The organism is Celeribacter marinus (genome assembly GCF_001308265.1).
GTDB lineage: Bacteria > Pseudomonadota > Alphaproteobacteria > Rhodobacterales > Rhodobacteraceae > Celeribacter > Celeribacter marinus.
The window spans coordinates 49,664-71,766 of sequence record NZ_CP012023.1; the positions used below are offsets into that span (position 1 = coordinate 49,664).

General features: G+C 58.2%; 30 protein-coding genes. 26 read left to right on the top strand and 4 right to left on the bottom strand.

From position 1 onward, the window contains the following. The first annotated feature begins 10 nt into the window (after positions 1-10). The 13 genes from IMCC12053_RS00255 (at position 11) to IMCC12053_RS00325 (ending at position 10,360) form a co-directional block, all read left to right on the top strand. Positions 11-526, top strand: a complete 516-nt coding sequence (locus tag IMCC12053_RS00255) for a DUF669 domain-containing protein (protein WP_062214619.1) — start codon at positions 11-13, stop codon at positions 524-526. 63 nt (positions 527-589) lie between these two features. Beyond that, on the top strand, positions 590-952 hold the full coding sequence (locus IMCC12053_RS00260; protein ID WP_062214620.1) for a hypothetical protein: 363 nt from the start codon (positions 590-592) through the stop codon (positions 950-952). Then, positions 952-1,896, top strand: a complete 945-nt coding sequence (locus IMCC12053_RS00265; RefSeq protein WP_062214622.1) for a hypothetical protein — start codon at positions 952-954, stop codon at positions 1,894-1,896. The genes IMCC12053_RS00260 and IMCC12053_RS00265 overlap by 1 nt, the downstream gene beginning before the upstream one ends. Further along, positions 1,890-3,629 carry a DEAD/DEAH box helicase gene (locus IMCC12053_RS00270; RefSeq protein ID WP_082388979.1) on the top strand — a complete coding sequence of 580 codons (1,740 nt, stop codon included), beginning with the start codon at positions 1,890-1,892 and terminating at the stop codon, positions 3,627-3,629. The genes IMCC12053_RS00265 and IMCC12053_RS00270 overlap by 7 nt, the downstream gene beginning before the upstream one ends. Beyond that, positions 3,626-3,850, top strand: a complete 225-nt coding sequence (locus tag IMCC12053_RS00275; protein WP_062214624.1) for a DUF6511 domain-containing protein — start codon at positions 3,626-3,628, stop codon at positions 3,848-3,850. The genes IMCC12053_RS00270 and IMCC12053_RS00275 overlap by 4 nt, the downstream gene beginning before the upstream one ends. After that, positions 3,850-6,120: a PriCT-2 domain-containing protein gene (locus IMCC12053_RS00280; RefSeq protein WP_062214626.1), complete on the top strand. Its 2,271-nt coding sequence runs from the start codon at positions 3,850-3,852 to the stop codon at positions 6,118-6,120. The genes IMCC12053_RS00275 and IMCC12053_RS00280 overlap by 1 nt, the downstream gene beginning before the upstream one ends. A 388-nt stretch (positions 6,121-6,508) precedes the next feature. Next, the gene (locus tag IMCC12053_RS00290; protein WP_062214634.1) at positions 6,509-6,997 is read left to right on the top strand and encodes a crossover junction endodeoxyribonuclease RuvC; all 489 of its coding nucleotides are present in this window, start codon (positions 6,509-6,511) and stop codon (positions 6,995-6,997) included. Further along, positions 6,994-7,425 (top strand): hypothetical protein, encoded by a 432-nt coding sequence (locus IMCC12053_RS15980; protein WP_062214637.1) that lies wholly within the window; start codon positions 6,994-6,996, stop codon positions 7,423-7,425. The genes IMCC12053_RS00290 and IMCC12053_RS15980 overlap by 4 nt, the downstream gene beginning before the upstream one ends. Then, positions 7,422-7,631, top strand: coding sequence for a hypothetical protein (locus IMCC12053_RS00300; RefSeq protein WP_417903495.1), 210 nt, complete (start codon positions 7,422-7,424; stop codon positions 7,629-7,631). The genes IMCC12053_RS15980 and IMCC12053_RS00300 overlap by 4 nt, the downstream gene beginning before the upstream one ends. Further along, on the top strand, positions 7,624-8,049 hold the full coding sequence (locus IMCC12053_RS00305) for a DUF6362 family protein (RefSeq protein ID WP_062214639.1): 426 nt from the start codon (positions 7,624-7,626) through the stop codon (positions 8,047-8,049). The genes IMCC12053_RS00300 and IMCC12053_RS00305 overlap by 8 nt, the downstream gene beginning before the upstream one ends. Positions 8,050-8,539: 490 nt before the next feature. Then, positions 8,540-9,772, top strand: a complete 1,233-nt coding sequence (locus tag IMCC12053_RS00315) for a DNA modification methylase (protein ID WP_062214643.1) — start codon at positions 8,540-8,542, stop codon at positions 9,770-9,772. Beyond that, entirely contained in the window at positions 9,769-10,029 is a 261-nt protein-coding gene (locus IMCC12053_RS00320) for a DUF7220 family protein (protein WP_062214645.1), read from the top strand. The genes IMCC12053_RS00315 and IMCC12053_RS00320 overlap by 4 nt, the downstream gene beginning before the upstream one ends. Next, positions 10,007-10,360 (top strand): helix-turn-helix domain-containing protein, encoded by a 354-nt coding sequence (locus IMCC12053_RS00325; protein WP_062214648.1) that lies wholly within the window; start codon positions 10,007-10,009, stop codon positions 10,358-10,360. Before IMCC12053_RS00320 ends, IMCC12053_RS00325 begins: the two co-directional genes overlap by 23 nt. Positions 10,361-10,532: 172 nt before the next feature. On the opposite strand, the gene IMCC12053_RS00330 is transcribed toward IMCC12053_RS00325, so the two are convergent. Beyond that, positions 10,533-10,844, bottom strand: a complete 312-nt coding sequence (locus tag IMCC12053_RS00330; RefSeq protein WP_236852477.1) for a DUF3489 domain-containing protein — start codon at positions 10,842-10,844, stop codon at positions 10,533-10,535. A 27-nt stretch (positions 10,845-10,871) separates the two neighbouring features. Then, positions 10,872-11,141 (bottom strand): hypothetical protein, encoded by a 270-nt coding sequence (locus IMCC12053_RS00335; RefSeq protein WP_062214650.1) that lies wholly within the window; start codon positions 11,139-11,141, stop codon positions 10,872-10,874. A 114-nt stretch (positions 11,142-11,255) separates the two neighbouring features. On the opposite strand from IMCC12053_RS00335, the gene IMCC12053_RS00340 reads away from it, so the two are divergent. The 9 genes from IMCC12053_RS00340 to IMCC12053_RS00380 are packed head-to-tail and all read left to right on the top strand — an operon-like array spanning position 11,256 to position 18,872. Continuing rightward, entirely contained in the window at positions 11,256-11,852 is a 597-nt protein-coding gene (locus tag IMCC12053_RS00340; RefSeq protein WP_062214652.1) for a hypothetical protein, read from the top strand. Then, positions 11,740-13,665 carry a phage terminase large subunit family protein gene (locus IMCC12053_RS00345; protein ID WP_082388981.1) on the top strand — a complete coding sequence of 642 codons (1,926 nt, stop codon included), beginning with the start codon at positions 11,740-11,742 and terminating at the stop codon, positions 13,663-13,665. Before IMCC12053_RS00340 ends, IMCC12053_RS00345 begins: the two co-directional genes overlap by 113 nt. 3 nt (positions 13,666-13,668) lie before the next feature. Next, a complete protein-coding gene (locus IMCC12053_RS00350; RefSeq protein WP_062214654.1) occupies positions 13,669-13,884 on the top strand; it encodes a phage head-tail joining protein in 216 nt (71 codons plus the stop codon). Between the two features lie 3 nt (positions 13,885-13,887). Continuing rightward, positions 13,888-15,387, top strand: a complete 1,500-nt coding sequence (locus IMCC12053_RS00355) for a phage portal protein (RefSeq protein WP_082388982.1) — start codon at positions 13,888-13,890, stop codon at positions 15,385-15,387. A gap of 4 nt (positions 15,388-15,391) precedes the next feature. Then, positions 15,392-16,501, top strand: coding sequence for a head maturation protease, ClpP-related (locus IMCC12053_RS00360; protein ID WP_062214656.1), 1,110 nt, complete (start codon positions 15,392-15,394; stop codon positions 16,499-16,501). Positions 16,502-16,507: 6 nt separating this feature from the next. Next, entirely contained in the window at positions 16,508-16,879 is a 372-nt protein-coding gene (locus IMCC12053_RS00365) for a head decoration protein (protein WP_062214658.1), read from the top strand. A gap of 39 nt (positions 16,880-16,918) precedes the next feature. Beyond that, positions 16,919-17,932 (top strand): major capsid protein, encoded by a 1,014-nt coding sequence (locus tag IMCC12053_RS00370; protein ID WP_062214660.1) that lies wholly within the window; start codon positions 16,919-16,921, stop codon positions 17,930-17,932. After that, on the top strand, positions 17,932-18,243 hold the full coding sequence (locus IMCC12053_RS00375; protein ID WP_062214662.1) for a head-tail joining protein: 312 nt from the start codon (positions 17,932-17,934) through the stop codon (positions 18,241-18,243). Before IMCC12053_RS00370 ends, IMCC12053_RS00375 begins: the two co-directional genes overlap by 1 nt. Next, positions 18,240-18,872: a DUF6441 family protein gene (locus IMCC12053_RS00380; RefSeq protein ID WP_062214665.1), complete on the top strand. Its 633-nt coding sequence runs from the start codon at positions 18,240-18,242 to the stop codon at positions 18,870-18,872. The genes IMCC12053_RS00375 and IMCC12053_RS00380 overlap by 4 nt, the downstream gene beginning before the upstream one ends. Here the strand turns inward: IMCC12053_RS00380 and acpP are convergent. Further along, the gene (acpP, locus tag IMCC12053_RS00385) at positions 18,862-19,107 is read right to left on the bottom strand and encodes an acyl carrier protein (RefSeq protein WP_062214667.1); all 246 of its coding nucleotides are present in this window, start codon (positions 19,105-19,107) and stop codon (positions 18,862-18,864) included. The genes IMCC12053_RS00380 and acpP overlap by 11 nt on opposite strands. Positions 19,108-19,184: 77 nt before the next feature. Between acpP and IMCC12053_RS00390 the strand changes: the two genes are divergently transcribed. Continuing rightward, the gene (locus IMCC12053_RS00390) at positions 19,185-19,610 is read left to right on the top strand and encodes a hypothetical protein (RefSeq protein ID WP_062214669.1); all 426 of its coding nucleotides are present in this window, start codon (positions 19,185-19,187) and stop codon (positions 19,608-19,610) included. Positions 19,611-19,908: 298 nt separating this feature from the next. Here IMCC12053_RS00390 and IMCC12053_RS00395 read toward each other — a convergent pair whose 3' ends face one another. Further along, a complete protein-coding gene (locus IMCC12053_RS00395) occupies positions 19,909-20,364 on the bottom strand; it encodes a bactofilin family protein (RefSeq protein ID WP_062214671.1) in 456 nt (151 codons plus the stop codon). 89 nt (positions 20,365-20,453) lie between these two features. Here IMCC12053_RS00395 and IMCC12053_RS00400 point away from each other — a divergent pair, with 89 nt between their 5' ends. From IMCC12053_RS00400 to IMCC12053_RS15900, 3 genes are all read left to right on the top strand, one after another. Further along, positions 20,454-21,395 carry a phage tail tube protein gene (locus IMCC12053_RS00400; protein ID WP_062214673.1) on the top strand — a complete coding sequence of 314 codons (942 nt, stop codon included), beginning with the start codon at positions 20,454-20,456 and terminating at the stop codon, positions 21,393-21,395. Beyond that, the gene (locus tag IMCC12053_RS00405; RefSeq protein ID WP_062214675.1) at positions 21,395-21,757 is read left to right on the top strand and encodes a hypothetical protein; all 363 of its coding nucleotides are present in this window, start codon (positions 21,395-21,397) and stop codon (positions 21,755-21,757) included. The genes IMCC12053_RS00400 and IMCC12053_RS00405 overlap by 1 nt, the downstream gene beginning before the upstream one ends. A 167-nt stretch (positions 21,758-21,924) precedes the next feature. Next, a complete protein-coding gene (locus IMCC12053_RS15900; RefSeq protein ID WP_169775292.1) occupies positions 21,925-22,092 on the top strand; it encodes a DUF7697 family protein in 168 nt (55 codons plus the stop codon). Positions 22,093-22,103: the final 11 nt, after the last annotated feature.

Genomic DNA, 22,103 nt, shown 5'->3' on the forward strand with positions numbered 1-22,103 from the left:
GGATATCATTATGGCACGTTTTGACACGTCCTTCGACGCCACTAGCGTTGAGCCCACCACCGCCCACGAGTTATTGCCTGCTGGCAAATACAGCGCTCAGATCGTTGAGAGCGAGATGCGCGTTACCAAGAATGGCATGGGTCAGTTTCTCTGGCTGATGCTGGATATTATGGATGGCCCACACACGGGCCGTAAGATCTTCGACCAGCTAAACTTGGTGAACCCGAACCCTACCACGGTCGAGATTGCCCAGCGAGCGCTGTCGGCCATCTGCCATGCGACGGGCCGGATGCATGTGAGTGACAGCGAGGAGCTGCACCTTACCCCTATGAGGATCCAGGTGAAGATCAAGCCGCCGAAGAACGGATACGGCGAGAGCAATGCCATTGCTTATCTGCCGCCTGAAGGTGGGGGCGCTACGACCACTGCTGCAAAGCCTGCTGCAACCCCATCAGTACCGCCAGCAACGCAGGTCGCTTCTGCCCCGCCCAAGATGGCCTCTGCGCCCTGGAACAAGAAGGGCTGATCATCTGCGCTGCTCCGCATCCCTTCGTCGGAGCAGCGCCCAAACCCATCTAAGGATATTCCAATGACTGACCTACATAACGCAGGCCCTTTGGCTGCGATCAGCCCCGGCTTGCCTGAAGACCAGCGCCGGTTGATCGAACTCGACGACGACATCGCCAAGATCCGCACGCAGATCGCAACCGCCGATCTGGCGCGGCAGCGGGGGCAAAAATCCATCGACCCTGACTGGTTCCACCGGGCAAGAACCGCGCTGCGCCACCTGTGCCGCGAACGGTCCGAACTGCTCGCCAAAGGCACCGGCCGCCGTCGCCGCGAAAAGCTCAAGGATGCGCTGATCGGCGTGCTCCGTGAGCGGCACGATCCCGCGACCTGGGACGGCATTCTGGCTGAGGCCCAAATCCGCAGCGAACGGGAGGGATTGTGATGGCTGATCTTCCCGCACCACCCACGCCAACACTCACGGCCATCTATGCGTCCTATGAGGCACGCCAGGGCGACGGCTTTCGTGATCACCTTGGCGCGTCGATCATCGGCAAATCCTGCGCCCGGGCGCTCTGGTATGATTTTCGCTGGGTGACGCCCTCGCGCCATTCCGGGCGCCTGCTGCGCCTTTTTGAGACCGGGCAGCTAGAAGAGGACCGCATGGTCCGCAACCTGCGCGCCACCGGGGCCACTGTTTTGGAGTTGGATCCGGAAACAGGGCGTCAAATCCGAGTGGAGGCCCATGGCGGTCATTTTGGTGGCTCGCTCGATGGCGTCGCACTCGGTCTGCTTGAGGCCCCGAAAACCTGGCATGTGCTGGAATTCAAAACGCATGGGGTTAAGAGCTTTGCCGACCTGAGCGCGAAGGGCGTGGTGCTGTCAAAGCCACAGCACGCTGCGCAGATGCAGATCTACATGCACCTGACTGGCATCACCCGCGCGCTTTACATGGCGGTCTGCAAGAACACCGACACGCTTCATATCGAACGGGTTGAGGCTGATCCTGGCATGGCCGAACGCCTTCTGGAGAAGGCTGGCCGGGTCATCTTCGCCCAACACCCGCCTGCGCGGATCAGCGAAGATCCGGCTTGGTTTGAATGCCGTTTTTGCGATCACCATGCTGCCTGCCATGAGGGTGGCGGGGCTGCTGTGACCTGTCGGTCCTGTCTGCATTCTACGGCCGTCGATGGCGGATGGCACTGCGCACGCCATGACAGAATGCTGGCGCCGGCTGAGCAGCGGGCCGCTTGCGTCAAACATCTCTTCATCCCCGATCTCGTGCCGGGGGAGGTCATCGATGCGGGGGACGACATTGTCACCTACCGCATGATTGATGGCTCCACTTGGTCAAATGATGCTCGCAACACGGAGGCCGCGCCATGCTGACCCTGAGACCATATCAAGAGACTGCTATTGCTTCCATCTACAAGTACTACGAGAAAAATTCTGGCAACTGTTGTGTTGTCATCCCGACCGCCGGGGGCAAGTCGCTCGTCATGGCGTCCTTCATCGAAGGCGTGCTGAAAGCCTGGCCCGATCAGCGTATTCTGATCGTGACCCATGTGCGCGAGTTGATTGCGCAGAACCATGCCGAAATGATCGGCCTTTGGCCCGATGCCCCGGCAGGCATCTATTCGGCAGGCTTGGGCAAACGCGATGCGAAAGCGCGAATTCTTTTTGCCGGCATCCAGTCGATCCACCGCCGTGCCGCTGAGATCGGCCACACCGATCTGGTGCTGATTGATGAGGCCCATCTGATCCCGGGCAACTCTAGCACCATGTACCGGCGTTTCCTTGATGCGCTAAAGTGTATCAACCCGGCGCTGAAGGTGATCGGTCTTACCGCAACACCGTTCCGCACAGGCAGTGGCATGCTGCATGAGGGCAAGGACGCACTCTTCACCGACATTGCCTATGAGGCGCCGGTGCGCGATCTGATTGACGCAGGGTATCTGAGCCCTCTGGTTTCCAAGCAGCCCGCCACCCGGCTGGATGTTTCAAAGGTTGGCACCCGTGCGGGGGACTTCATTGCCCGCGATCTCGCCGTCGCGGTCGACCATGAGGCCACAACTCGGGCCGCTGTCAACGAGATCATCGACTACGGTAAAGATCGCAAGTCATGGCTGGCTTTCTGTTCGGGCGTCGAACACTCCCACCACGTTGCGCAGGAGTTCGATCGTCAGGGGATCACCTGCCGCACCATCTTTGGCGATACGCCAAAGGACGAGCGCGATGCTATTATCGCGGCCTTCAAGCGCGGCGAAATACGGGCGTTGGCATCGATGGGCGTGTTGACCACGGGCTTCAACGCGCCCGGCGTCGATCTGATTGCATTGTTACGCCCCACCAAATCTGCAGGGCTATACGTCCAGATGGTTGGTCGCGGTACGCGCCTGGCACCGGGCAAGGAGAACTGCCTCGTTCTGGACTTTGCCGGAAATGTACGCCGCCATGGGCCGATTGATCTGGTGCGACCCAAACGCCCCGGCGAAGGTGGCGGGGGCGACGCACCAACGAAGCTCTGTCCGGAATGCGAGAGCATCATCGCGCTCTCGGCCACTGAATGCCCGGATTGCGGATACGAGTTTCCCGCCCGTGAAGTGAAGATCGCACCGACCGCCGCTGCGCTGCCAATCCTATCGCCAAAAACGCCGCAATGGCTGCAGGTAAGTGGTGTTTCATACAGCCGACACCGCAAGCCGGGCGGGCGGCCCTCGCTGAAGGTCATCTATCACTGCGGGCTCACGAGCTACAGCGAATGGGTCTGCATTGAGCATCAGGGCTACGCTCGCCAGAAGGCAGCGGACTGGTGGCGTAAGTGTGCGCCGGGCACAAAAGTCCCGCTCAGCGTTGATGAAGCGATTGCGCAGGCAAGCCGTCTCGCGATCCCAAGCGACATCTCGGTCCGCCCATCGGGCCGCTATTTTGAAATCTCCGGTTACAGGTTCGATCCATGCCCCAACTCCACCCCGGCCTCTGCACCGTCTGCCACAGGGAACCTCGCGGCTTTGGCTGGTTCAACCCGATATTCACCGTCTCGGACAAGCGACGGGACAAAAGCCGCAAACACCTCTGCTCCCGCACCTGCCAGAACATCTGCCACAGGAGGACAGGTATGATCGATCCCACCCCGAATGAAATGCAGGCAATGAGCGTTGGCGGTCAACATGGTGGCGAGTTCCTCGAGAGCATCGGCAAATCAGATCTCGCCAATCTGACGGTGACCGAATGGGACCGCTTCCTTGATGCGGTCATCACCGGATATTGCGACCAACTGCGCGCGCTGGCGGGACAAGACCGCACACGGCTCGACGCCATGACCCCGGAGGTGCCTTTCTGATGAATGATTTATCCTACATGGCGCGCTTTGGCGCGCGGCTCGTCACCAACGGCTACGGCATCTTGCCAATTGGCCCAGGCACCAAAAAGCCGGGACAGTTCAAGCGTGGCGCTTGGGTTGATTACCCGGAATGGAACCGGCATGCAGAGCGCCCAACCACAGATGTCGAGATTGCGACTTGGTCGGCATGGCCCGATTGCGGCGTTGGGATTGTTGGCGGTGCAGTTGCTGCAGTCGATATCGATATCGTGGACAGTCCCGATCTCGCGCTCCGCATCGAGCAACTCGCATGCGACCGGCTGGGCGACACCCAAGCCCTACGGATCGGAAAGGCACCGAAGCGCATGCTGATCTACCGCGCGACGGCACCGTTCCGGGGCATCAAGCGCCACCCATTGGAAGTACTGTGCCTTGGCCAGCAGTTCCTGGCGTATGCAACCCATCCCGACACTGGCGCACCCTATGTCTGGCCCGAGGAAGGGTTGGCTGATCTCGATATCACGGAGCTGCCTGAAATCACTGCTGAGGACGCCAGTGCCTTCCTTGATGAAGCCTACACATTGTTGCCGGAGGGCCTGCGCCAACGTGGCCTGACAACTGCGTCCTCGACAGCCGAGCATTTGCGTAGCCACAGTCAGATTGGGACTTTGCCCGCCATTGAGGCAGCGCTCGCATGGCTGCCCAATGCCGAGCTGGATTATGACAGCTGGATGCGCGTCGGTATGGCGCTCAAAGGCGCGCTTGCTGACGCTGGGGCCGATCTCTTCGCTGACTGGTCGGCACAAGCAGCAAAGGATGTACCCGCGACCACGGCCAAGGCCTGGGCCAGCTTCAAACCCGACCGGATCGGCGCAGGCACGATCTACCATCTCGCCATGGAGCGCGGCTGGCAGCCTGATCCCGGTTTGCGCCTGGATGGTAGCGTTGATCCTGAGGTGGCACATCCAGCGGCCGGGCTGTTATCGAGGTTAAGTAGCCACTCTGTCGAAACGGATGACACCCCAATCAACCCGCCGTTTACGCTGGCGATGCCGGACGGTCTGGTAGGCGATCTGACCAATTACATGCTGAACACTGCACGGCGTCCGCAACCGCTTTTGTCTCTTGGGGCCAGCCTATGTGCCATCGGCGCGCTAATGGGACGGCAATACAGAACTGAGAGTAATTTGCGCTCAAACCTTTATGTAGTTGGCATCGCTGATAGTGGCTCCGGCAAGAACCACGCCCGCGAAATCATCAACGAGACCTTCTTTGAGGCGGGATTGTCCCATTACCTTGGTGGCAACAAGATCGCTTCTGGCGCGGGGCTTCTGACCGCGCTGCACCGCCAGCCTGCGATCCTGTTCCAGATCGACGAGTTTGGCATGTTTTTGGCGGCCGCCGCTGATCGCAAGCGCAGTCCGCGTCACATAACTGAGATACTGGACAACATGACAGAGCTCTTCACCTCAGCGGGTGGTATATTTCTTGGCGCTGAATATGCCAACCGGGATGGCTCGAACGAGCGGCGAGATATTAATCAACCCTGCCTTTGCGTCTACGGTACCACGACGCCATTGCATTTCTGGGGGGCATTGCAGGGTGCAAACGTCGTCGATGGCTCGCTTGCGCGTTTCCTGATCCTGCCGAGTGATGAGGATTACCCGGACGAGAACATCGCTGTTGGTATTCGGCAGGCCCCACCGGCGCTGATCCGGGACCTGCAGTGCGTGGCCGCAGGCGGCTTGCTCCAGAAGGGCAATCTGATAGGCAAGACCGCGGACCAGAACACCACCGTGACGCCGATGATCGTGCCGATGACTGAGGAGGCTCGCGCACGGTTCAAGGCGCTCAGTCTCGAGTTGACAGGTGAGTTACGCGCAGCAGCGGGGACGGCATGTACGGCGATCCTAGCGCGTATTGGCGAAAACTCATTGAAACTGGCATTGATCGTCGCAGTGGGCCGTGATCCAGCGCGTCCTGAAATCGACCTCACGGCAGCGGATTGGGCCATTGATTTTGTGCGGTATTTTGCGCAGCGGACCATGGCTGCGGTCGAGCGTCATGTGGCCGATACCGAGGTCGAGGCTCATCTTAAACGGCTCAAGGAGATCATTCGAAATGCTGGGGCGAAGGGGATCACCAAGTCCGAGATCACCCGCGCATCACAATGGTTGAAATCCCGCGATCGAAATGAGATTCTGGAGACACTGATCGAAAGCGGGGATGTCACGACGGGCATGCGCGAGACCGGCGGCCGTAGGGCCATGGTTTACCGAATTGTCAGGTGACCGACAGGCTTCTTTCAAAACGGGGCTTTCTTCAATTGAAAGAATTTTGTGTCTAAGTCTCTGTACATAAACGCATTTTTGACTTCCTTCACTTCTTTCAATCTTTCAAGAGGACACCAGTATATATGTGTGTGCTCGCGCGCGATGAGAAGTAAGGAAAAGGTACCTATTGAAATATAAGTAATATTGAAAGAAGGTATATTATACATACTGTTCAACGCTTTACGGGCTGACTTCTTTCAAATCTGCCCGTTGAAGGAATTGAAAGAAGTGCTGGGCGGCCCGTTCGCCCCGCACCTGACCTGACCACCCTTCGGGGCTTGGCGAGACCGCAGCCTTCACCGGCCAGTCCTCTCGCCTCGCTCACCAAACCGAAGAGGAGGTCTGCATGACCCAAACAAACGAACACCCACGCACCATTCTTGCCCTCGATCTGGGTACCACCACTGGCTGGGCTATCCGTGGCTATGACGGCTTGATCACCAGCGGCACTGCCAGCTTCAAGCCCGGCCGCTATGACGGTGGTGGCATGCGCTACCTGCGCTTTACGAACTGGCTAACGGAACTCGACCGGCTGTCGGGTCCGATTTCGACGATCTGGTACGAAGAAGTAAGGCGGCATGCAGGCACCGATGCTGCCCATGTTTACGGCGGCCTCATGGCCTCACTGACCAGCTGGGGTGAACTCAGGGGCGTGCCATATGAGGGCGTCCCAGTTGGTACCATCAAAAAATACCTAACCGGTCAGGGTAACGCGCCAAAGCAGGCCATGATCGACGCTGCTCGCAAACGCGGCTTCAACCCTGCGGATGACAACGAGGCCGATGCCATAGCCATCCTGCTCTGGGCGATCGAGACGAATGGAGGTGTCGCATGATCTGCCATCGTCAAATTGGTCTGGAACAGCGCGATGGTGATGATGTCGGCCGTGATCCGCGCGCCATGTCGGCGGACGAGTTGAAGCAACTTGGCCATAACCGCGTCTCGCCTTTGCGGGCCCTGCGCCTCAAATGTCTCGATTGCTGCAATGAATCAGCTCAGGAAGTGCGGCTCTGTACAGCGGTTGACTGCGCGAGTTGGCCGTTTCGGTTGGCAAAGAACCCGTGGCTGTCACCATTGAGTGCTGAGGCGCGTGCACAGAAGGCCGACCTGATGCGCCGCAATCGTGTCTCCGCTTTGACGACACCTGATAAAAATCAGGTGCAAATCGACGCCTCGGATTTTGATAGGCTAGGGGTGCCCAAGGACACAGCCGTCGATTTGCCCTCATCAAAACTGGGTGTCGCAGAGGGAGGTGCGTCATGAATTGTATGCGGTTCACTCCAAGAGGCTACGGCGGTCACCGCCGCGACCCCGAGCAGGTCAAGCGCGATGGCTGGCATGAGCAGGGCGTGCTGGCTGTCAGCGTCCATGATGACCGTCTGACATGGCCTGAGCGTGCACTGGTTGAGCAGCTAGGCGCGAAACTATACGGGCCACGCCAACAGGTCAGGGAGGTGCGCAATGGGTGATGAATGGACCCGTGCTACGGTGGCTGACCGGCTGGACCTCGCAGCGGACGTCATGCGGTCCATGCCGCCTGTGCGCCCCCAGGGTTTCGTCAGCGCCTGGCCTGACTACGTCTCCACCTTCGCCGATCAGGTGGGGCAGGAGCCTCGGATGAAACGGCCGCTGCCCTCGCCGCGGATGATCACACAGGCTGACGAGGCAATGCTCTGGCTGCGATGGCTAGACAAGGACATTGGTCAGATCCTTTGGGCGCGCGCCAACCGCAAGGCCTGGAAGGGTATCAGTTGGCAGCACGGGATCAGTCGTGCCACGGCGAACCGTCGGTTTGAGTACGGGCTGGCGGTGATTGTCTTGCGGCTCAACGGCAAGGCCGTGCCGCGCAAGCGCTCGATGGCGTTCGTTATTCAGCGGACCGGATGAGTGATCGGGGCGGCGGTAAACGCGGCCGCCCTGTCAACCCCTTTCGTTCGCGCGAGACATTTTTTGGTGAGACACCACAAGGTGTGACAGATCCCGATCGTGAGGCTATAAGAACGATAAGATGACCGTCGTGTGGCCGAGAGAACGGGTCGGTTTTAACGGGTTTGTTGAGGTGTAAATGGTGACCGATTTTGCAGAAAAAACTGTCTCCAGTCAAAATATTGCACCACCTAACCCATTGATATTGAACGGGTCCTTCCTGTTTGTAACCGTATACGGTGGGGCTTGGCGCCGCGCTTTCCTAGTAACAGCCTCAAAAACACCCATTTCGTTTCGCTTTGAGCAAAACCTCAATGAAACTTGAGCCTGACGGCCAGCTAAACCCCGCCTGAAACGAAACGGGGGTCTGACCCCATTTCGTTTCGCGGACCTACGGTTCGTTTCACGGCCCGAACCTGTTTCGGTTCGGCGCTTTTCCAAGGAAACACTCATGGACGTTTTCGACCTGCCGCTTGAGCAGATCATTCCCTATGCGCGCAACCCGCGTAACAACACGCAGGCTATCGCCACAGTGGCAGCCTCGATCCAGGAGTTTGGCTGGCGACAGCCGATCGTTGTGGATGAGGCAATGGTTGTTCTAGCCGGGCACACGCGGCTGGAAGCGGCGCGCAAGCTCTGTTTCAAGACCGCACCAGTGCATGTGGCCAAAGGTTTAACCGAGGCCCAGGCCCGCGCTTTTCGGATCATGGACAACCGCTCAAGCGAGAACGCGGAGTGGGACAAGGACCTCTTGAACCTCGAACTGGCGGATTTGTTGGAGGCTGATTTTGATCTGGGCCTGACGGGTTTTACTGATGACGAATTGAACGCGCTTATGAACAGCCTTGAGGAGGGCGCTGGTTCACGGGAGAGCGAAGATGATATCCCTGAACTTCCTGATGAACAGGTAAGCCGACTGGGCGATCTCTGGATCCTTGGCAATCACCGGCTCCTTTGTGGTGACAGCACGGTGGCCACCGATGTCGAGCGGGTTCTGAATGGCGTGAAGCCGCTATTGCTCATAAGCGATCCACCGTACGGAGTAGAATACGATCCGGGCTGGCGCAATCAGACAGGGGCGGCAAAGACGAAACGCACCGGCAAGGTGCTGAATGATGATCGGGCTGATTGGCGCGAGGCCTGGGCGCTGTTTCCAGGCGATGTCGCCTATGTCTGGCATGGCGCGCTGCATGCTGCGACAGTCGCCGAAAGTCTTGAGGCCGCTGGCTTCATGATCCGCTCCCAGATCATCTGGGCGAAGGAGCGGCTGGTACTGAGCCGGGGCGATTATCACTGGCAGCATGAGCCGGCATGGTATGCTGTAAAAAAGAGTGGCAAAGGCCATTGGGCGGGTGATCGCAAGCAGACGACGCTGTGGCAAATCCCGAGTAAGGATCAGGATGCCAAGACTGTCCACGGAACACAGAAGCCTGTGGAATGCATGCGGCGTCCGATCCTGAACAACTCAAGCCCGGGGCAGGCGGTTTATGAGCCCTTTATGGGATCAGGCACCACACTGATTGCGGCTGAGACCACGGGGCGGGTCTGCTACGGGATCGAGCTAAACCCCGCTTATGTTGATGTTGCTGTAGAGCGGTGGCAGCAGTTTACGGGGCAACAGGCCATACTTGAGGGAGGCGAGCAGACCTTCGATGCCCTGAAAGCTGAGCGTGTGGCCGCATGAAACAGTCTCGCCTCATGTCGCTGATTGAAGCGATTACCAACGTTTTTGTTGGATATATTCTCGCCGTGGTGACGCAAATCGTCGTGTTCCCATTGTTTGGCATCGACGCCGTCTTGAGTGATCATTTGACGATCGGCTTGGCATTTGTCGGCGTATCTTTGGCTCGGGGATATCTGCTGCGACGCTTGTTTGAGCTTCTTGGCAAAAGATTGTCAGGGCGCGATACTTCTATGTATGAGTCGTCAACAGGATCTTAACACGCACCGGTCCTCCGATGAAGGCGAGGTGCCAAAAACGGTGCTGCCGCAAAATCTTGCGGCTTCGCTGCAGCATCTACCTGAGCATGACATTATGCGTCTCGCAGAGGCATTGGCGACCGAGTTGGACAGACGCGGTCTTACTGCGCCCAAGGAGAAAGCCAAGCCGCAAAGCAAAAGCGTGCCAGATCCGATCCTGTCACAGTTGACCCAATCACAGATCGGTTTGATCCGGTCGTCTATCCAAGCAGGTGTGAAGCCTGCTGCGTTGTCCCGGCAATTTGGTATTACGCGTGCACAGATCACGGCAGCTCTCAAAGAGGGCAAATAAAAAAGGGCCAGCACAAGGCTGGCCCAGTCTGAGGCAGCTTAAAGTGGCGCGGGGGTGCACCACTTTGAGCAGTTGAGGTTTCATACAGGCGAATCCTCGCCAACAATCATTGGCATGCCGCAGGATTCTACAAGAAAGGGCTGGGCTTAAAGGTAGCTGAGTTACTGAGAAGTCACACATTAAGTGTTTCGGTACGGCCGAGGACGAGCAGGCCATTGGCATAGGTGTAGTGGGCAGCCCTTGTGGTTTTGAACATTACCTTAGTGTCAGGCAGCCTGTAGATGCGGCCGCGGATCGCATCGAGTTGTGATGTGATCTTGAGGCCATGCCGTTTTTTAAGCGCACCTGACATTGCACCGCGAACGGTGTGTGCTCGCCATTGGGTAGCTGCGGCAATCTCGGCAATTGTGGCACCTTCGTCTCTGCGCAGCATATAGATAATTGTCTGTAGCTTGGTTTGTCGGGGGCTTGCAGCGGTCGTCATCATGATATCTTTGGATTATGTGGCTGATTACACTGCATGCTCGCCTTCCTTAAAGGCGTTGTCCGTGATGTTTTTAAGCAGGCTGGCATAGTGCTCGAGAGTGCCGACGTCGCCCCAGTTGATCTCGTCGGGATGGCTGTTGAAATGGTTATCGCTGAGGTGTGCCAAGCGGGCGAGCATCTCGTCGATCTCGGCCTTTTTGCCGAGGAAGGCGGCCAGCGCTGCGTCGTGGTTGCGTTGCTCCTTTGCGGTGCGGAGCTGATGGCGGTGCGTTTGTTGCGGGTTGAGGTGGGGCAAATTGGCGGCTCCTAGCTGCGTTGTTTGATGCAATCAGCTTCGCTCTACTGGGGCGCTCTATCCACTATAATCGCAGCAATAACATGGCTCATTTCAAACCTGTAGGATCACTTTATGTCAGCAGCCACCCAATCCATCGGTGTGATCGCAAAGCTGCTTGATCTGTCGGAGCGCAGGGTTCAGCAACTGAGCCGGGAGGGGGTGATCCCGAAGGCGGAGCGCGGTCAGTATGATCTGATCGGGTCGGTGCGTGGATATGTGCGCTACCTGCGCGATCAGGCGCTGAAGGCGCAGGCGGGTGCGCCCGACTATGCCGCCGAACGTGTGCGCTTTATCCGGGCCCGCGCCGACCTTGCGGAAATGGAAGCGAAAGAAAAGCGCCGATCTCTGATTGCAGCCGACCAGGTTGAAGCGGCTTGGATCGCCGTACTGGCGCTTTTGAGAACCCGTCTGTTGGCGCTGCCTGACCGGCTGGCTCCACAGGTATTTGAGCAATCCACAGTCGGAGATACCCGTAACCTTATTCGTGCCGCCATTCGCGAGGTGCTTGATGATCTCGCAGAGCCAGACATTGAATTTAAAACCGACCCTGACATTGATGGGCTCAGCGATCCTGAAACGGACGGTGGCAAGGGCACTAGCGGTTCTGAAACCACCGCCGGACCTGACGATCAGCGATTGGGCGGACCAGAACCGGCGGCTGAGTTCTGAAGCCAGCGCCGAGCCTGGCCAATGGCGAACAAGCCGCGCCGAATACCAGCGCGGGATTATGGACGCGATCTCGGATCCCACAGCGGAAACTGTTGTGATCATGTCGGGCAGTCAAATTGGTAAGTCGGAATCTATACTCAATATGGTTGGGTTTCACATAGACCATGACCCGGCACCGATCATGGTGGTGATGCCGACAGAGCGGGACGCTGAAACCTGGTCGAAGGACCGCTTCTCACCAATGGCGCGAGATACGCCTTGTTTACAGGACAAGATTGCCAACCCCAAATCACGGGATGGGAACAACAAGATCCTGCACAAACGGTTTCCGGGTGGCCACCTAACCATTGTGGGTGCCAACGCACCTTCTGGTCTGGCAAGTCGTCCGATCCGGTTGCTGCTTTGTGATGAGGTCGATCGCTACCCGTTCAGCGCGGGGGCCGAGGGCGATCCGGTCAACCTTGCAAGAAAGCGCACCGTGACGTTCTGGAACCGCAAGATCGTGCTGGTCTCAACGCCGACGAACAAGGGCGCGAGCCGGATCGAGACGGCGTTTGAGGAAAGTGATCAGCGCCGTTTCTGGGTGCCATGTCCCGACTGTGGGTATGATCAAATCCTGATCTGGCCACAGGTCAAATGGGACAAGGGCGAGGATGGCGGCCACAAGCCGGACACTGCACGGTATCACTGCGTTGACTGCGATGCAGCTTGGCGCGACGAGGTCCGCTGGGCGGCAGTGTCAAAGGGGCACTGGGTTGCTGAGCAGCCCTTTGCGGGCACAGCCGGGTTCCATCTGAACGAGCTTTATTCGCCTTGGGTTCGATTGGCTGCGATGGTCAAAACCTACCTGTCGGCGCGGGCTGGCGGTGATGATATGATGAAGACCTTCATCAACACATCGCTGGGTGAGACCTGGATGGAAAGTGGTGAGGCACCCGACTGGCAACGCCTGCAGGGGCAGAAGGAAGAGTGGACACCCGGCACTGTGCCGGCCGATGGGTTGTTTCTGACAGCAGGCGCGGATGTTCAAAAGGACCGGATTGAGGTTGATGTCTGGGCCTGGGGTAGGGGGCTGCAAAGTTGGCTCATCGATCATGTTGTTATTGAGGGTGGTCCCGGAGCTTCGGCATGCTGGCAGAAACTCTCCGAGCTTTTGGGGCAGACTTGGCAACACGCCAGCGGCCAGCACCTGAGCATTGCAAAACTGGCGATCGATACAGGCTATGAGACCAGCGCGGTCTACGGCTGGGCGCGGCAGATGGGGTTTGGACAGGTCGCACCGGTCAAGGGACTTGAGGGGTTCAACCGCGCAAGCCCGGTGACGGGACCAACCTTTGTGGATGCCACGATTGGCGGCAAGCGGCTGCGGCGCGGTGCGCGGCTCTGGTCGGTGGCAACCTCGACCTTCAAAGCGGAAACCTATCGTTTCCTGCGCCAGGATCGGCCGACGCCAGAGGAAATCACCGCGGGATCTTCGTTTCCAGCGGGAACAGTGCATCTGCCAAATTGGGCCGACAGTGAATGGCTCAAGCAGCTGACGGCTGAGCAGCTGGTCACCGTTAAGAACAAGCGCGGATTTGCAAAGCTCGAATGGCAAAAGCTGCGTGAGCGCAATGAGGCGCTGGATTGCCGGGTATATGCGCGCGCAGCTGCTTGGATTGCCGGTGCGGACCGCTGGTCGGAGGCGCGGTGGGCCGAGTTGGAGCGACAGCTCGCGGTCGAAACTAGCGGGCCAGCGGTAGAGGCAAACGCAAAACCAACGCTGCGGCCATCTGCAAGAAGGCGGACGATGCGGTCGAGTTATATGGGGTGATAAATGGCCACAATTTCTGAACTCCGCACCCGCCGGGAGGCGCTCGCAGTCCAACGTTCCTCCGGCGTCGCCCGCGTTAGCTATGACGGCAAGACTGTGGATTACCGCAGCGCGGCTGAAATCGACCGCGCCATAGAGGCGCTGGATCGCGAAATCGCCAAACTCGAAGGACGGCGGATCGTAAGGCAGGTGCGCATTCTCACATCTAAAGGGCTCTAACACATGGGGTTACTGGACACGTTCCGTCGCCCCAAGCCGGGCGGCCCCAAAGCGATGCGTGCGCGTCTTGAAGGGGCGATGTCAAAACGCCGGCTGCGGGGCTGGAACCCACCGCTTGAAAACATCAATGCGTTGGTGGCATCGGGTGGGCCAAAGTTGCTGGCCCGCTCGCGTGAACTGGTGGTGACGAACGGCTATGCGGCGAATGCCTGCGAGGCCTTTGCATCCAACATGGTGGGGGATGGAATTAAGCCGTCCTCACTGATTGAGGATGCAGCATTACGTGATGAGGTCCAGCGGCTCTGGCTTGCTTGGACCGATGAGGCGGATGCCGACGGGCTGACGGATTTTTATGGTCTGCAGGCGATGGTTGCGCGCGAAATGTTTGTTGCGGGTGAATGCTTCGTGCGGATGCGGCCCCGCCGGGCCGAGGACGGCTTGTTGGTGCCGCTGCAGTTGCAGCTACTACAATCGGAAATGCTGCCATTCGAGAAGACCGAGACGGCCCCGAACGGGAACCGCATCCGCTGCGGGATCGAGTTTGACCTAATCGGTAGGCGGGTGGCTTATCATTTCCGCAGGCGTCATCCTGGCGACAGCACGGATCACCGCGTCGCGATACCAGAAACCATGCGCGTGCCAGCCGAAGATGTGCTACACATCTACCGCCCCATTGATGCGGGTCAGATCCGTGGCTTGCCGCATATTGCGCCAGCGATGGTGCGGTTGTTCCTGCTTGATCAGTATGATGACGCCGAACTAGATCGCAAAAAGACAGCAGCAATGTTTGCCGGCTTCATCACCAAGACAGCGCCGGAAGATCCGATAATAGGCGAGGGCGAGGCGGATCTTGATGGCGCAGCTATGGCCAGCCTTGAGCCCGGCACCATGCAGGTTCTGCTGCCGGGCGAGGATGTGAGGTTCTCAAGCCCAGCTGATGTCGGCGGCGGCTATGAGGCGTTTCAATATCGCACGCTGCTTGCGGTTTCTGCCTCGCTGGGGCTGCCCTATCACCTTGTTACTGGCGATGTGCGCCAGGCCAATTATTCGAGCCTGCGGGCCGAACTTGTCGAATTCCGCCGCCGCGTGCAGCAATTGCAGCACGGGGTGATTGCGCATCAGCTCTGCCGACCCATCTGGCGTCGCTGGCTTGAAACCGCACAACTGGCGGGTCGGCTGGATCTGTCTGATCCCGCGGCTGCGCGCGTAGTGCAGTGGATCCCACCACGGTGGGATTGGGTTGATCCCTTGAAAGACATTCAGGCGCAGGTGCTGGCGATGGAGGCGGGCATCACCTCAAGACGCAAGGTGGTCGAGGCCACGGGCTATGATGTCGAGGAGGTCGACCGTGAAAACGCGGCCGATGCTGCGCGGACAAAGCAGTTTGGGCTCGTGTACCGCACCAGCCCAGGCGAGACGCAAGGTGCGCGGGCAACACCGAGCCAGACGCCGGAACCAGATGACAAAGGCGACGAGTACGCCGCTCAATCCAAACAGGAGTGACACCATGAACAGTTGGTACACGATCCGTGCCCGGGCAACGGGCGCGGAAGTGCTGATCTATGACGAAATCGGCGCTTATGGCGTTTCTGCCAAAGGGTTTCTGGCCGAGCTGGGGGCGTTGCCGGATGATGCACCGATCGATCTGCGGCTGAACAGCCCCGGTGGTTCGGTCTTCGATGCGGTGGCGATCTATAATGCGCTGAGCCGTCATGCAGGCACAATTACCGTCTGGATCGATGGTATCGCGGCCTCCGCTGCGAGCTACATTTCCATGGCGGGCGACGAGATCGTCATGCCAGAAAACGCTTTTCTGATGATCCATGACCCGTCTGGCGTTGTCATGGGCACGGCCGCAGACATGCGCGACATGGCCGGCACGTTGGACAAGATCGCAGCCAGCATGACGCGGGGATACGCGGCCAAATCCGGCAAGCCGGAGGCTGAAATAGCGGCATTGCTGTCGGCGGAGACATGGTTTGACGCAAAAGATGCGTTGGAGGCGGGGCTGGCCACGCGCATGGCAGAGCCGGTGCGGATTGCCGCCAGCTTTGATATCGGGCGGTTCCGTAACGTCCCGCCTGAACTGGTTGAGGCAGTTGAGGCCATCGCGCCTGACCCCGCAACCACAGCCAGGGAAATCGTTGGAGACGATAAAGGTGTGGCAGGCAATGACGCTGCGCCAATCGCTTCTGATCCCGCGACCAAGGTTCCCGCCGGGAACGTTGATCCGGTGGCAACAACCGCCGATCCTACGTGTACAAGTGTGCGGGACGAGGGTCTTCAAGCCGGAAACGCCCAATCGCGTGCGGCAGAGAACTGCGCTGCAGCCGCCAACGCACCACCCGACGCACCACTCGACGCTGGGGCGATCCGCGCTGAGGCGATGTCTCATGCCCGCGCTGTGATCGATCTTTGCCGCCTTGCGGGCCAGCCGCAGATGGCAGGTCGTTTCCTAGAGGAAGACGTGGGGCTCGACGAGGTCCGCCATCGACTTCTGGCAGTCAAGGCCGACGCCACCCCTGACATCACCGCCGCCCATGCCCAACCCGGGCGCGCGGCCAACACCCAATCCTGGGGCGATGTGATCGCCCGTACATTCCGCCAGAAAGGATAATCGTTCATGACCATGCTCACAGAAGGAAAACACACAGGCGGCTTTCTCGTCTGGGAAGTGCTGCGTGATTACACCCGCGAAACCGTCACCCTCGCATCTGGCGCAGGCAAGCTTGCGCCGGGCACGGTGCTTGGAAGAATTACCACCGGCGGAAAATACACAAGCTTTGCACCTAGCGCGTCCAACGGCAGTCAGAACGCTTCTGGCATCCTGTGGGACTCTGTGGATGCGAGCGCAACTGATGCGTCCGCAGTTATACTTTTCCGGGGTCCTGCCATCGTCAATCGTCAAGACCTTGTTTGGCCCGATGGTGCAACCGAGGCCCAGATTACTACCGCCACCACGGCACTCGCCTCAATTGGCATTATTCTGCGCTAAGGCGTAGCCCCAAACCCATTACATTAAGGAGGCTGGCTTATGGCCACCATGGATATCTTTGAAGGCGATGCCTTCTCCGTCATAGAACTCACCCGCGCCCTCGAAAACATTCCATTCAAGCCTGCCACTCTTTCTGGCTCCGATTTGTTCGCAGAACGCGGCGTACGCACCCGTACGGTCGTGATTGAAAGTCGTGATGGCACTTTGTCGCTCATCCCGTTTTCGGAACGGGGCGGAGGCTATGATCAGCAGATGCCGGAAAGCCGGCAGGTGCGGGCCTTCGTGTGTCGTCAGTTCAAAAAACAAGATGTACTTTGGGCATCCGAGATCCAAGGTATTCGTGAGTTTGGCTCTGAGAGCGTGACCCAGCAGGCCCAAGCCGAGATTGCACGCCGTATGCGACGCCTGCGCACTGATGCAGAGGCAACGTTTGAGTATCATCTTCTCAACGGCATTCAGGGCTTGGTTAAAGATCCTCGTGATGGCTCGGTGGTAATCAATTTCGCGAATGAATTTGGGATCACGCCTGTGGCGGAGATCGATTTTGATCTCGACAATCAGTCGCCAGCTTCTGGGGCGCTGCGCAAACGTTGCCAAGCTTTAATTGAAAGTGTTGAGGATAGCTTGGGCGAGCTTGCGGTCGGGCCTGTGCAACTGCGGGCGGAGTGTGGCTCGGCGTTCTTTGCGGATCTCGTGGCGCATAAGGAGATCCGCGAGACCTATCTCAACACGGCTGCTGCGAATGAGTTGCGGGGCAGGGCGGTTGATGAGTTTACCTTTGGCGGCATCACCTTCCGCCGTTATGGTGGCACCGCGACCATTGGGGTGCCAACTGATAAAGCGTTTTTCTATCCACAGGGGATTGAAGGCCTGTTCGAGATCTACTTCGCACCGGCTGACACCTTTGAGACAGTCAATACGATCGGCTTGCCGCTTTATGCCCGTATGATTCCGGATCGGGAGCGGGATGAGTGGGTGCGTCTGGAGATCGAGAGCAATCCACTCCCGATTTGCACCCGGCCACAGGTGCTGCGCTCGGCCAAGCGCACCTGATGACAGCCTTCGCTGATGCGCTTGGTGTTTTGTTTAGGGATGCCAATCTCTCGGTTGAAATTTGGCACCGTGATGTTGAGGGGCAATTCACCTGTGTTCGTGGCATCCTGCGGCGGCCGGATGAACTCACTGACTTTGGTGCGGCTCGGCTTCTCTCAGATACCACCCGGATCGATGTCCGGGTGGCGGATATTCCAGCCCCTCTGCCGCAGGAACAGATCCTGATCGGCGAGGAAACCTTCCTGATCCAGGGCGAGCCGCAACGCGACCGGGAGCGGTTGGTCTGGACCATTGAGCTTACTCCAGCATGAAACTTGGCCTTGATATCAAACCCGACCTCATTGCCGTGATGGCAGACGAGGTGAAAGCCGGGGAAAAGGCTGTCAGCACTGCGATGCGTGCAGCGGGCACGGACCTTAAAACCGCATGGCGCGGGCAGATCACTCAAGCTGGCCTCGGTCGGCGATTGTCGAATTCGATCCGGAGCCAAACCTATCCGAAAACCGGGGAAAGTTTGAAGGCCGCAGCTCTGGTCTGGTCGAATGCACCCCAAATCATCGGGGCCCACGACACCGGACCATTGATCCGCTCAAAGGACGGGTTCTGGCTTGCTATCCCAACGCCGGCAGCCGGTAAGGGCGCGCGCGGCAAGGCGCTGACCCCAGGCGAATGGGAGCGGCGGCGGGGTCTGCGGTTGCGGTTTGTCTACCGGCGGAGCGGTCCAAGCTTGCTGGTGGCAGATGGCCGGCTCAACAATCGCGGACTGGGCGTGGCGTCTCGCTCAAAATCGGGTCGTGGACGCAGTACTGTGCCGATCTTTCTTTTGGTGCCGCAGGTGAAACTAGTGAAAAGGCTCAATCTGGCGCGGGATGCTGATCGGGTGCAGGCAGCGGTACCTGGACTGATCGTGGCGAATTGGCTCGAAAGGTTTAGCGTTTAGCGCTCAAGGCTCTTTGAACAAATGCCTCTGCGTCACCAACGGTTATGATTTCCTCAGACTCTGCATCTTTAATTTCAAGACCAAACGCTTCCTCTAAACGCATGACCAGCTCAATTTTATCAAGGCTGTTCGCGCCGAGATCTTGAATGAAAGACGTCTCATGGGAGAGTTCATTCACGTTGAGATCAAATTTTTGCGCCACAATTTCGCGAACGGTTACTCCAGATGTATTCATGCTCAGTCCTCCTATAACGGGAGCGATCACCTCCGCCAGTATGCTCATTGACATAGCTATCCCTTGGGAAGAACTCAATGCCCACCACCCGCGAAACCATCCTAAGCGCTTTGACGGGTCTGCTTAGCACGATCCCGCATATGGCTGTTTTACGCGGAGAAGTTCTGCCGGAACGCATTCCGCCGGCGGGGCTCATGATCCTGCGCGATGGAAATCCAGGAGAGCCAAGCGTGACCTTGTCTCCGTTGACCTATCACTTTCAACATCAGGCCGAACTCGAGGTGATCGTGCAATCATCGACTGATCGAAACGCTCTCCTTGACGCTATAATCGGACAAATCGGGGCCGTGATTGCGGTGGATCGAACTCTTGGAGGGCTTTGCGACTGGATCGAGCCTGAAGCGCCTGAGCCTGTCGATCTTCCAGTTGAGGGCGGCGCAAGTCTAAAAGCTGCCATCGTAGTTGTTGTACTACACTATACAGCGGCCAACAGCTTAGAATGACTTTCTGATTGGAAGACTTTAAGCAGCTGCCTTTTGTGATTGCCTCGGTGACGAGGCACGAACAAGTCAAATGCACGATTTGGTTTAGACGGGGATATAGCTGCTCAGGAGATTTAAAATAAAAACAAGTAGGGTGAGACCCACGATAACGAGGATCATGAAAATTGACGGTTTAAGGCTACTCTTTCTGCCCTTTGGTTTTTTAAAATCAAGTCCCAATGGTTTAGATCTCTGCTCCTTGCCCCCAGACATTAGCAAGTGAAGGCTAGCAGATTTTTTATATAATGCGATGATTTCTTTAATCTTGAGTGGAGCGTTTCGGCCTGCACGTCATATGGCCATCAATCATGGCGCCAGCTTCAACAGAAACGCGTTCACATTGGATATCTGCTTTGGTCGCACTTTTGCTTTTAAACGTTGCATCCTCAGCCACCAAGTTACCAGTGAGTGTGCCGCTGACTGTGATGTGCTTTGTGCTGACTTTGCCATTTATGCGCCCGTCTTCGGTTACAAAAAGTGTATCGGCACTGAGATCACCTGTGATTTGGCCGCAAAACTCAAGAATACCTGTTGTGGTGAGGTTACCTGTGATCACAAGGTCTGATTGAATGACAGACTTTTGACGCCTGTCCCGCTCAGGAGCGGGCGTCTCACCTGGTAGTGGTGGTCTTGACGGTTTACCTGATGGGTCATCGTCAATAACTTCCAGTGTTTTAGGTTTTTTGGCTTCATTTTGTTTTGCAAAAATAGACATCGGTTTTTCCCCCAAGCTTAAGTCAATCAATAAATCACAAAACGTCAAGACAATTGCGTGGAAGGTCACATCCGCAGAAAGGACAGTTTATGGCACGAGCCCAAGGGGCGCGGGCGCAGATGGCGTTTGCGTTTGAGACGACTTATGGCACGCCGCCAACAGGCGCCTACACGAAGATGCCCTTCGCCAGTACATCGCTCGGGGCCGAGCAACCCCTGCAAACTTCAGAGCTCTTGGGCTATGGCCGCGATCCGCAGGCGCCAATCAAAGATGCGGTGACAGCGGATGGCAATGTGGTGATCCCGATTGATGTTGAGGCCTTTGGCTTCTGGCTGAAGGCTGTATTTGGGGCACCCACGACCACCGGCGCGGAGGCGCCATACACGCACGAGTTCCGGTCCGGAAATTGGGCGCTTCCATCCTTCTCGGTCGAGACCGGCATGCCAGAGGTGCCGCGCTATGCGATGTATTCCGGCTGCATGGTGGACAGCCTCAATTGGCAGATAGCGCGCTCTGGTCTGCTGACCGCAACAGCCAGCATCGTGGCGCAGGGCGAGGAAGTCGCCACCAGTACCGCCGTAGGCACACCAACCACGATCGCGCTGAAACGCTTCGGCCACTTTAACGGCGCGATCACGCGCAACGGTGCCAATATAGGTAATGTCGTCTCTGCCGATCTGACCTATGCCAACAATCTAGATCGCATCGAGACGATCCGGGCCGATGGCAAGATCGATGGCGCGGACCCGTCCATTGCCGCACTCACCGGCAACGTGGTTGTCCGCTTTGCCGATCAGACGCTTGTAACGCAGGCGATCAACGGAGACGCTTGCGAGCTCGCGTTTTCTTATATGCTGCCAACGGGCGAAAGCCTCACCGTCACCGCGCATGCCGTCTATCTGCCACGTCCCCGGATCGAGATCTCAGGCCCGCAGGGTGTACAGGCCACCTTTGACTGGCAGGCGGCGAGCGATCCGATTGCAGACCGGATGTGCACTGTCACCCTAACCAACAACCGCGAGGAGTACTGATGCTACGATTGAACCTGTCTACGGAACCGCGGTGGCTCGACCTCGGCCATGGCGTCCGCCTGCTGGTGGAGCCGCTCACCACAGCGATCATGTTAGCCGCACGGAGCGATCCGGCGATCATCGCCGCTGCAAGCGATGCGGAAACCAGCGCCTCCAATGATGATCTCGCCCGTATCGTGGCCAAAGCTGTGGCCCGCATCGTCGTAAAGGATTGGGAGGGCGTCGGAGACGAGGACGGCAAACCGCTGCCACTGACCCCAGAAGGCATCGATGCGCTTCTGGAACTCTGGCCGATCTTTGAGGCGTTCCAGACCACATACATCGCAGGCGCGCTGATACTGGATGCGGAAAAAAACGCCTGACCGCTCTCGCCGACTGGGAGTTCGGCGGGGGCGGTGACTATTGCGTGGCATGCCCTTCTGTATGTCCGGACTGCCCACGCAGCCTTCACAAACCGCTAACACTCGAGGGCTGGCAGGTCTGGGATCTCGTCCAACGGCTTGGTGGCCAGATACGCGTTGCTGGTGGCATGAGCGGTGGCGCTGTCCTTGGCTGGGATATGGGTGCGGCACTCCATCTCGGGGCGGCTCTTGGACTTTCGCCTCTGATCACAGCGGAGCTGTTGCCGCCCATTGAGGCGGTGATGGTGCGTAACATCAGTGACGAGATGTGCTTAGAGGCCAACAGCCTTGATTGAGGGTCATGCGA

Coding starts and splice junctions, on each gene's coding strand:
- IMCC12053_RS00255 (WP_062214619.1), top strand. CDS start 11: ATGGCACGTTTTGACACGTCCTTCGACGCCACTAGCGTTGAGCCCACC.
- IMCC12053_RS00260 (WP_062214620.1), top strand. CDS start 590: ATGACTGACCTACATAACGCAGGCCCTTTGGCTGCGATCAGCCCCGGC.
- IMCC12053_RS00265 (WP_062214622.1), top strand. CDS start 952: ATGGCTGATCTTCCCGCACCACCCACGCCAACACTCACGGCCATCTAT.
- IMCC12053_RS00270 (WP_082388979.1), top strand. CDS start 1,890: ATGCTGACCCTGAGACCATATCAAGAGACTGCTATTGCTTCCATCTAC.
- IMCC12053_RS00275 (WP_062214624.1), top strand. CDS start 3,626: ATGATCGATCCCACCCCGAATGAAATGCAGGCAATGAGCGTTGGCGGT.
- IMCC12053_RS00280 (WP_062214626.1), top strand. CDS start 3,850: ATGAATGATTTATCCTACATGGCGCGCTTTGGCGCGCGGCTCGTCACC.
- IMCC12053_RS00290 (WP_062214634.1), top strand. CDS start 6,509: ATGACCCAAACAAACGAACACCCACGCACCATTCTTGCCCTCGATCTG.
- IMCC12053_RS15980 (WP_062214637.1), top strand. CDS start 6,994: ATGATCTGCCATCGTCAAATTGGTCTGGAACAGCGCGATGGTGATGAT.
- IMCC12053_RS00300 (WP_417903495.1), top strand. CDS start 7,422: ATGAATTGTATGCGGTTCACTCCAAGAGGCTACGGCGGTCACCGCCGC.
- IMCC12053_RS00305 (WP_062214639.1), top strand. CDS start 7,624: ATGGGTGATGAATGGACCCGTGCTACGGTGGCTGACCGGCTGGACCTC.
- IMCC12053_RS00315 (WP_062214643.1), top strand. CDS start 8,540: ATGGACGTTTTCGACCTGCCGCTTGAGCAGATCATTCCCTATGCGCGC.
- IMCC12053_RS00320 (WP_062214645.1), top strand. CDS start 9,769: ATGAAACAGTCTCGCCTCATGTCGCTGATTGAAGCGATTACCAACGTT.
- IMCC12053_RS00325 (WP_062214648.1), top strand. CDS start 10,007: ATGAGTCGTCAACAGGATCTTAACACGCACCGGTCCTCCGATGAAGGC.
- IMCC12053_RS00330 (WP_236852477.1), bottom strand. CDS start 10,844: ATGACGACCGCTGCAAGCCCCCGACAAACCAAGCTACAGACAATTATC.
- IMCC12053_RS00340 (WP_062214652.1), top strand. CDS start 11,256: ATGTCAGCAGCCACCCAATCCATCGGTGTGATCGCAAAGCTGCTTGAT.
- IMCC12053_RS00345 (WP_082388981.1), top strand. CDS start 11,740: ATGGGCTCAGCGATCCTGAAACGGACGGTGGCAAGGGCACTAGCGGTT.
- IMCC12053_RS00350 (WP_062214654.1), top strand. CDS start 13,669: ATGGCCACAATTTCTGAACTCCGCACCCGCCGGGAGGCGCTCGCAGTC.
- IMCC12053_RS00355 (WP_082388982.1), top strand. CDS start 13,888: ATGGGGTTACTGGACACGTTCCGTCGCCCCAAGCCGGGCGGCCCCAAA.
- IMCC12053_RS00360 (WP_062214656.1), top strand. CDS start 15,392: ATGAACAGTTGGTACACGATCCGTGCCCGGGCAACGGGCGCGGAAGTG.
- IMCC12053_RS00365 (WP_062214658.1), top strand. CDS start 16,508: ATGACCATGCTCACAGAAGGAAAACACACAGGCGGCTTTCTCGTCTGG.
- IMCC12053_RS00370 (WP_062214660.1), top strand. CDS start 16,919: ATGGCCACCATGGATATCTTTGAAGGCGATGCCTTCTCCGTCATAGAA.
- IMCC12053_RS00375 (WP_062214662.1), top strand. CDS start 17,932: ATGACAGCCTTCGCTGATGCGCTTGGTGTTTTGTTTAGGGATGCCAAT.
- IMCC12053_RS00380 (WP_062214665.1), top strand. CDS start 18,240: ATGAAACTTGGCCTTGATATCAAACCCGACCTCATTGCCGTGATGGCA.
- acpP (WP_062214667.1), bottom strand. CDS start 19,107: ATGAATACATCTGGAGTAACCGTTCGCGAAATTGTGGCGCAAAAATTT.
- IMCC12053_RS00390 (WP_062214669.1), top strand. CDS start 19,185: ATGCCCACCACCCGCGAAACCATCCTAAGCGCTTTGACGGGTCTGCTT.
- IMCC12053_RS00395 (WP_062214671.1), bottom strand. CDS start 20,364: ATGTCTATTTTTGCAAAACAAAATGAAGCCAAAAAACCTAAAACACTG.
- IMCC12053_RS00400 (WP_062214673.1), top strand. CDS start 20,454: ATGGCACGAGCCCAAGGGGCGCGGGCGCAGATGGCGTTTGCGTTTGAG.
- IMCC12053_RS00405 (WP_062214675.1), top strand. CDS start 21,395: ATGCTACGATTGAACCTGTCTACGGAACCGCGGTGGCTCGACCTCGGC.
- IMCC12053_RS15900 (WP_169775292.1), top strand. CDS start 21,925: ATGAGCGGTGGCGCTGTCCTTGGCTGGGATATGGGTGCGGCACTCCAT.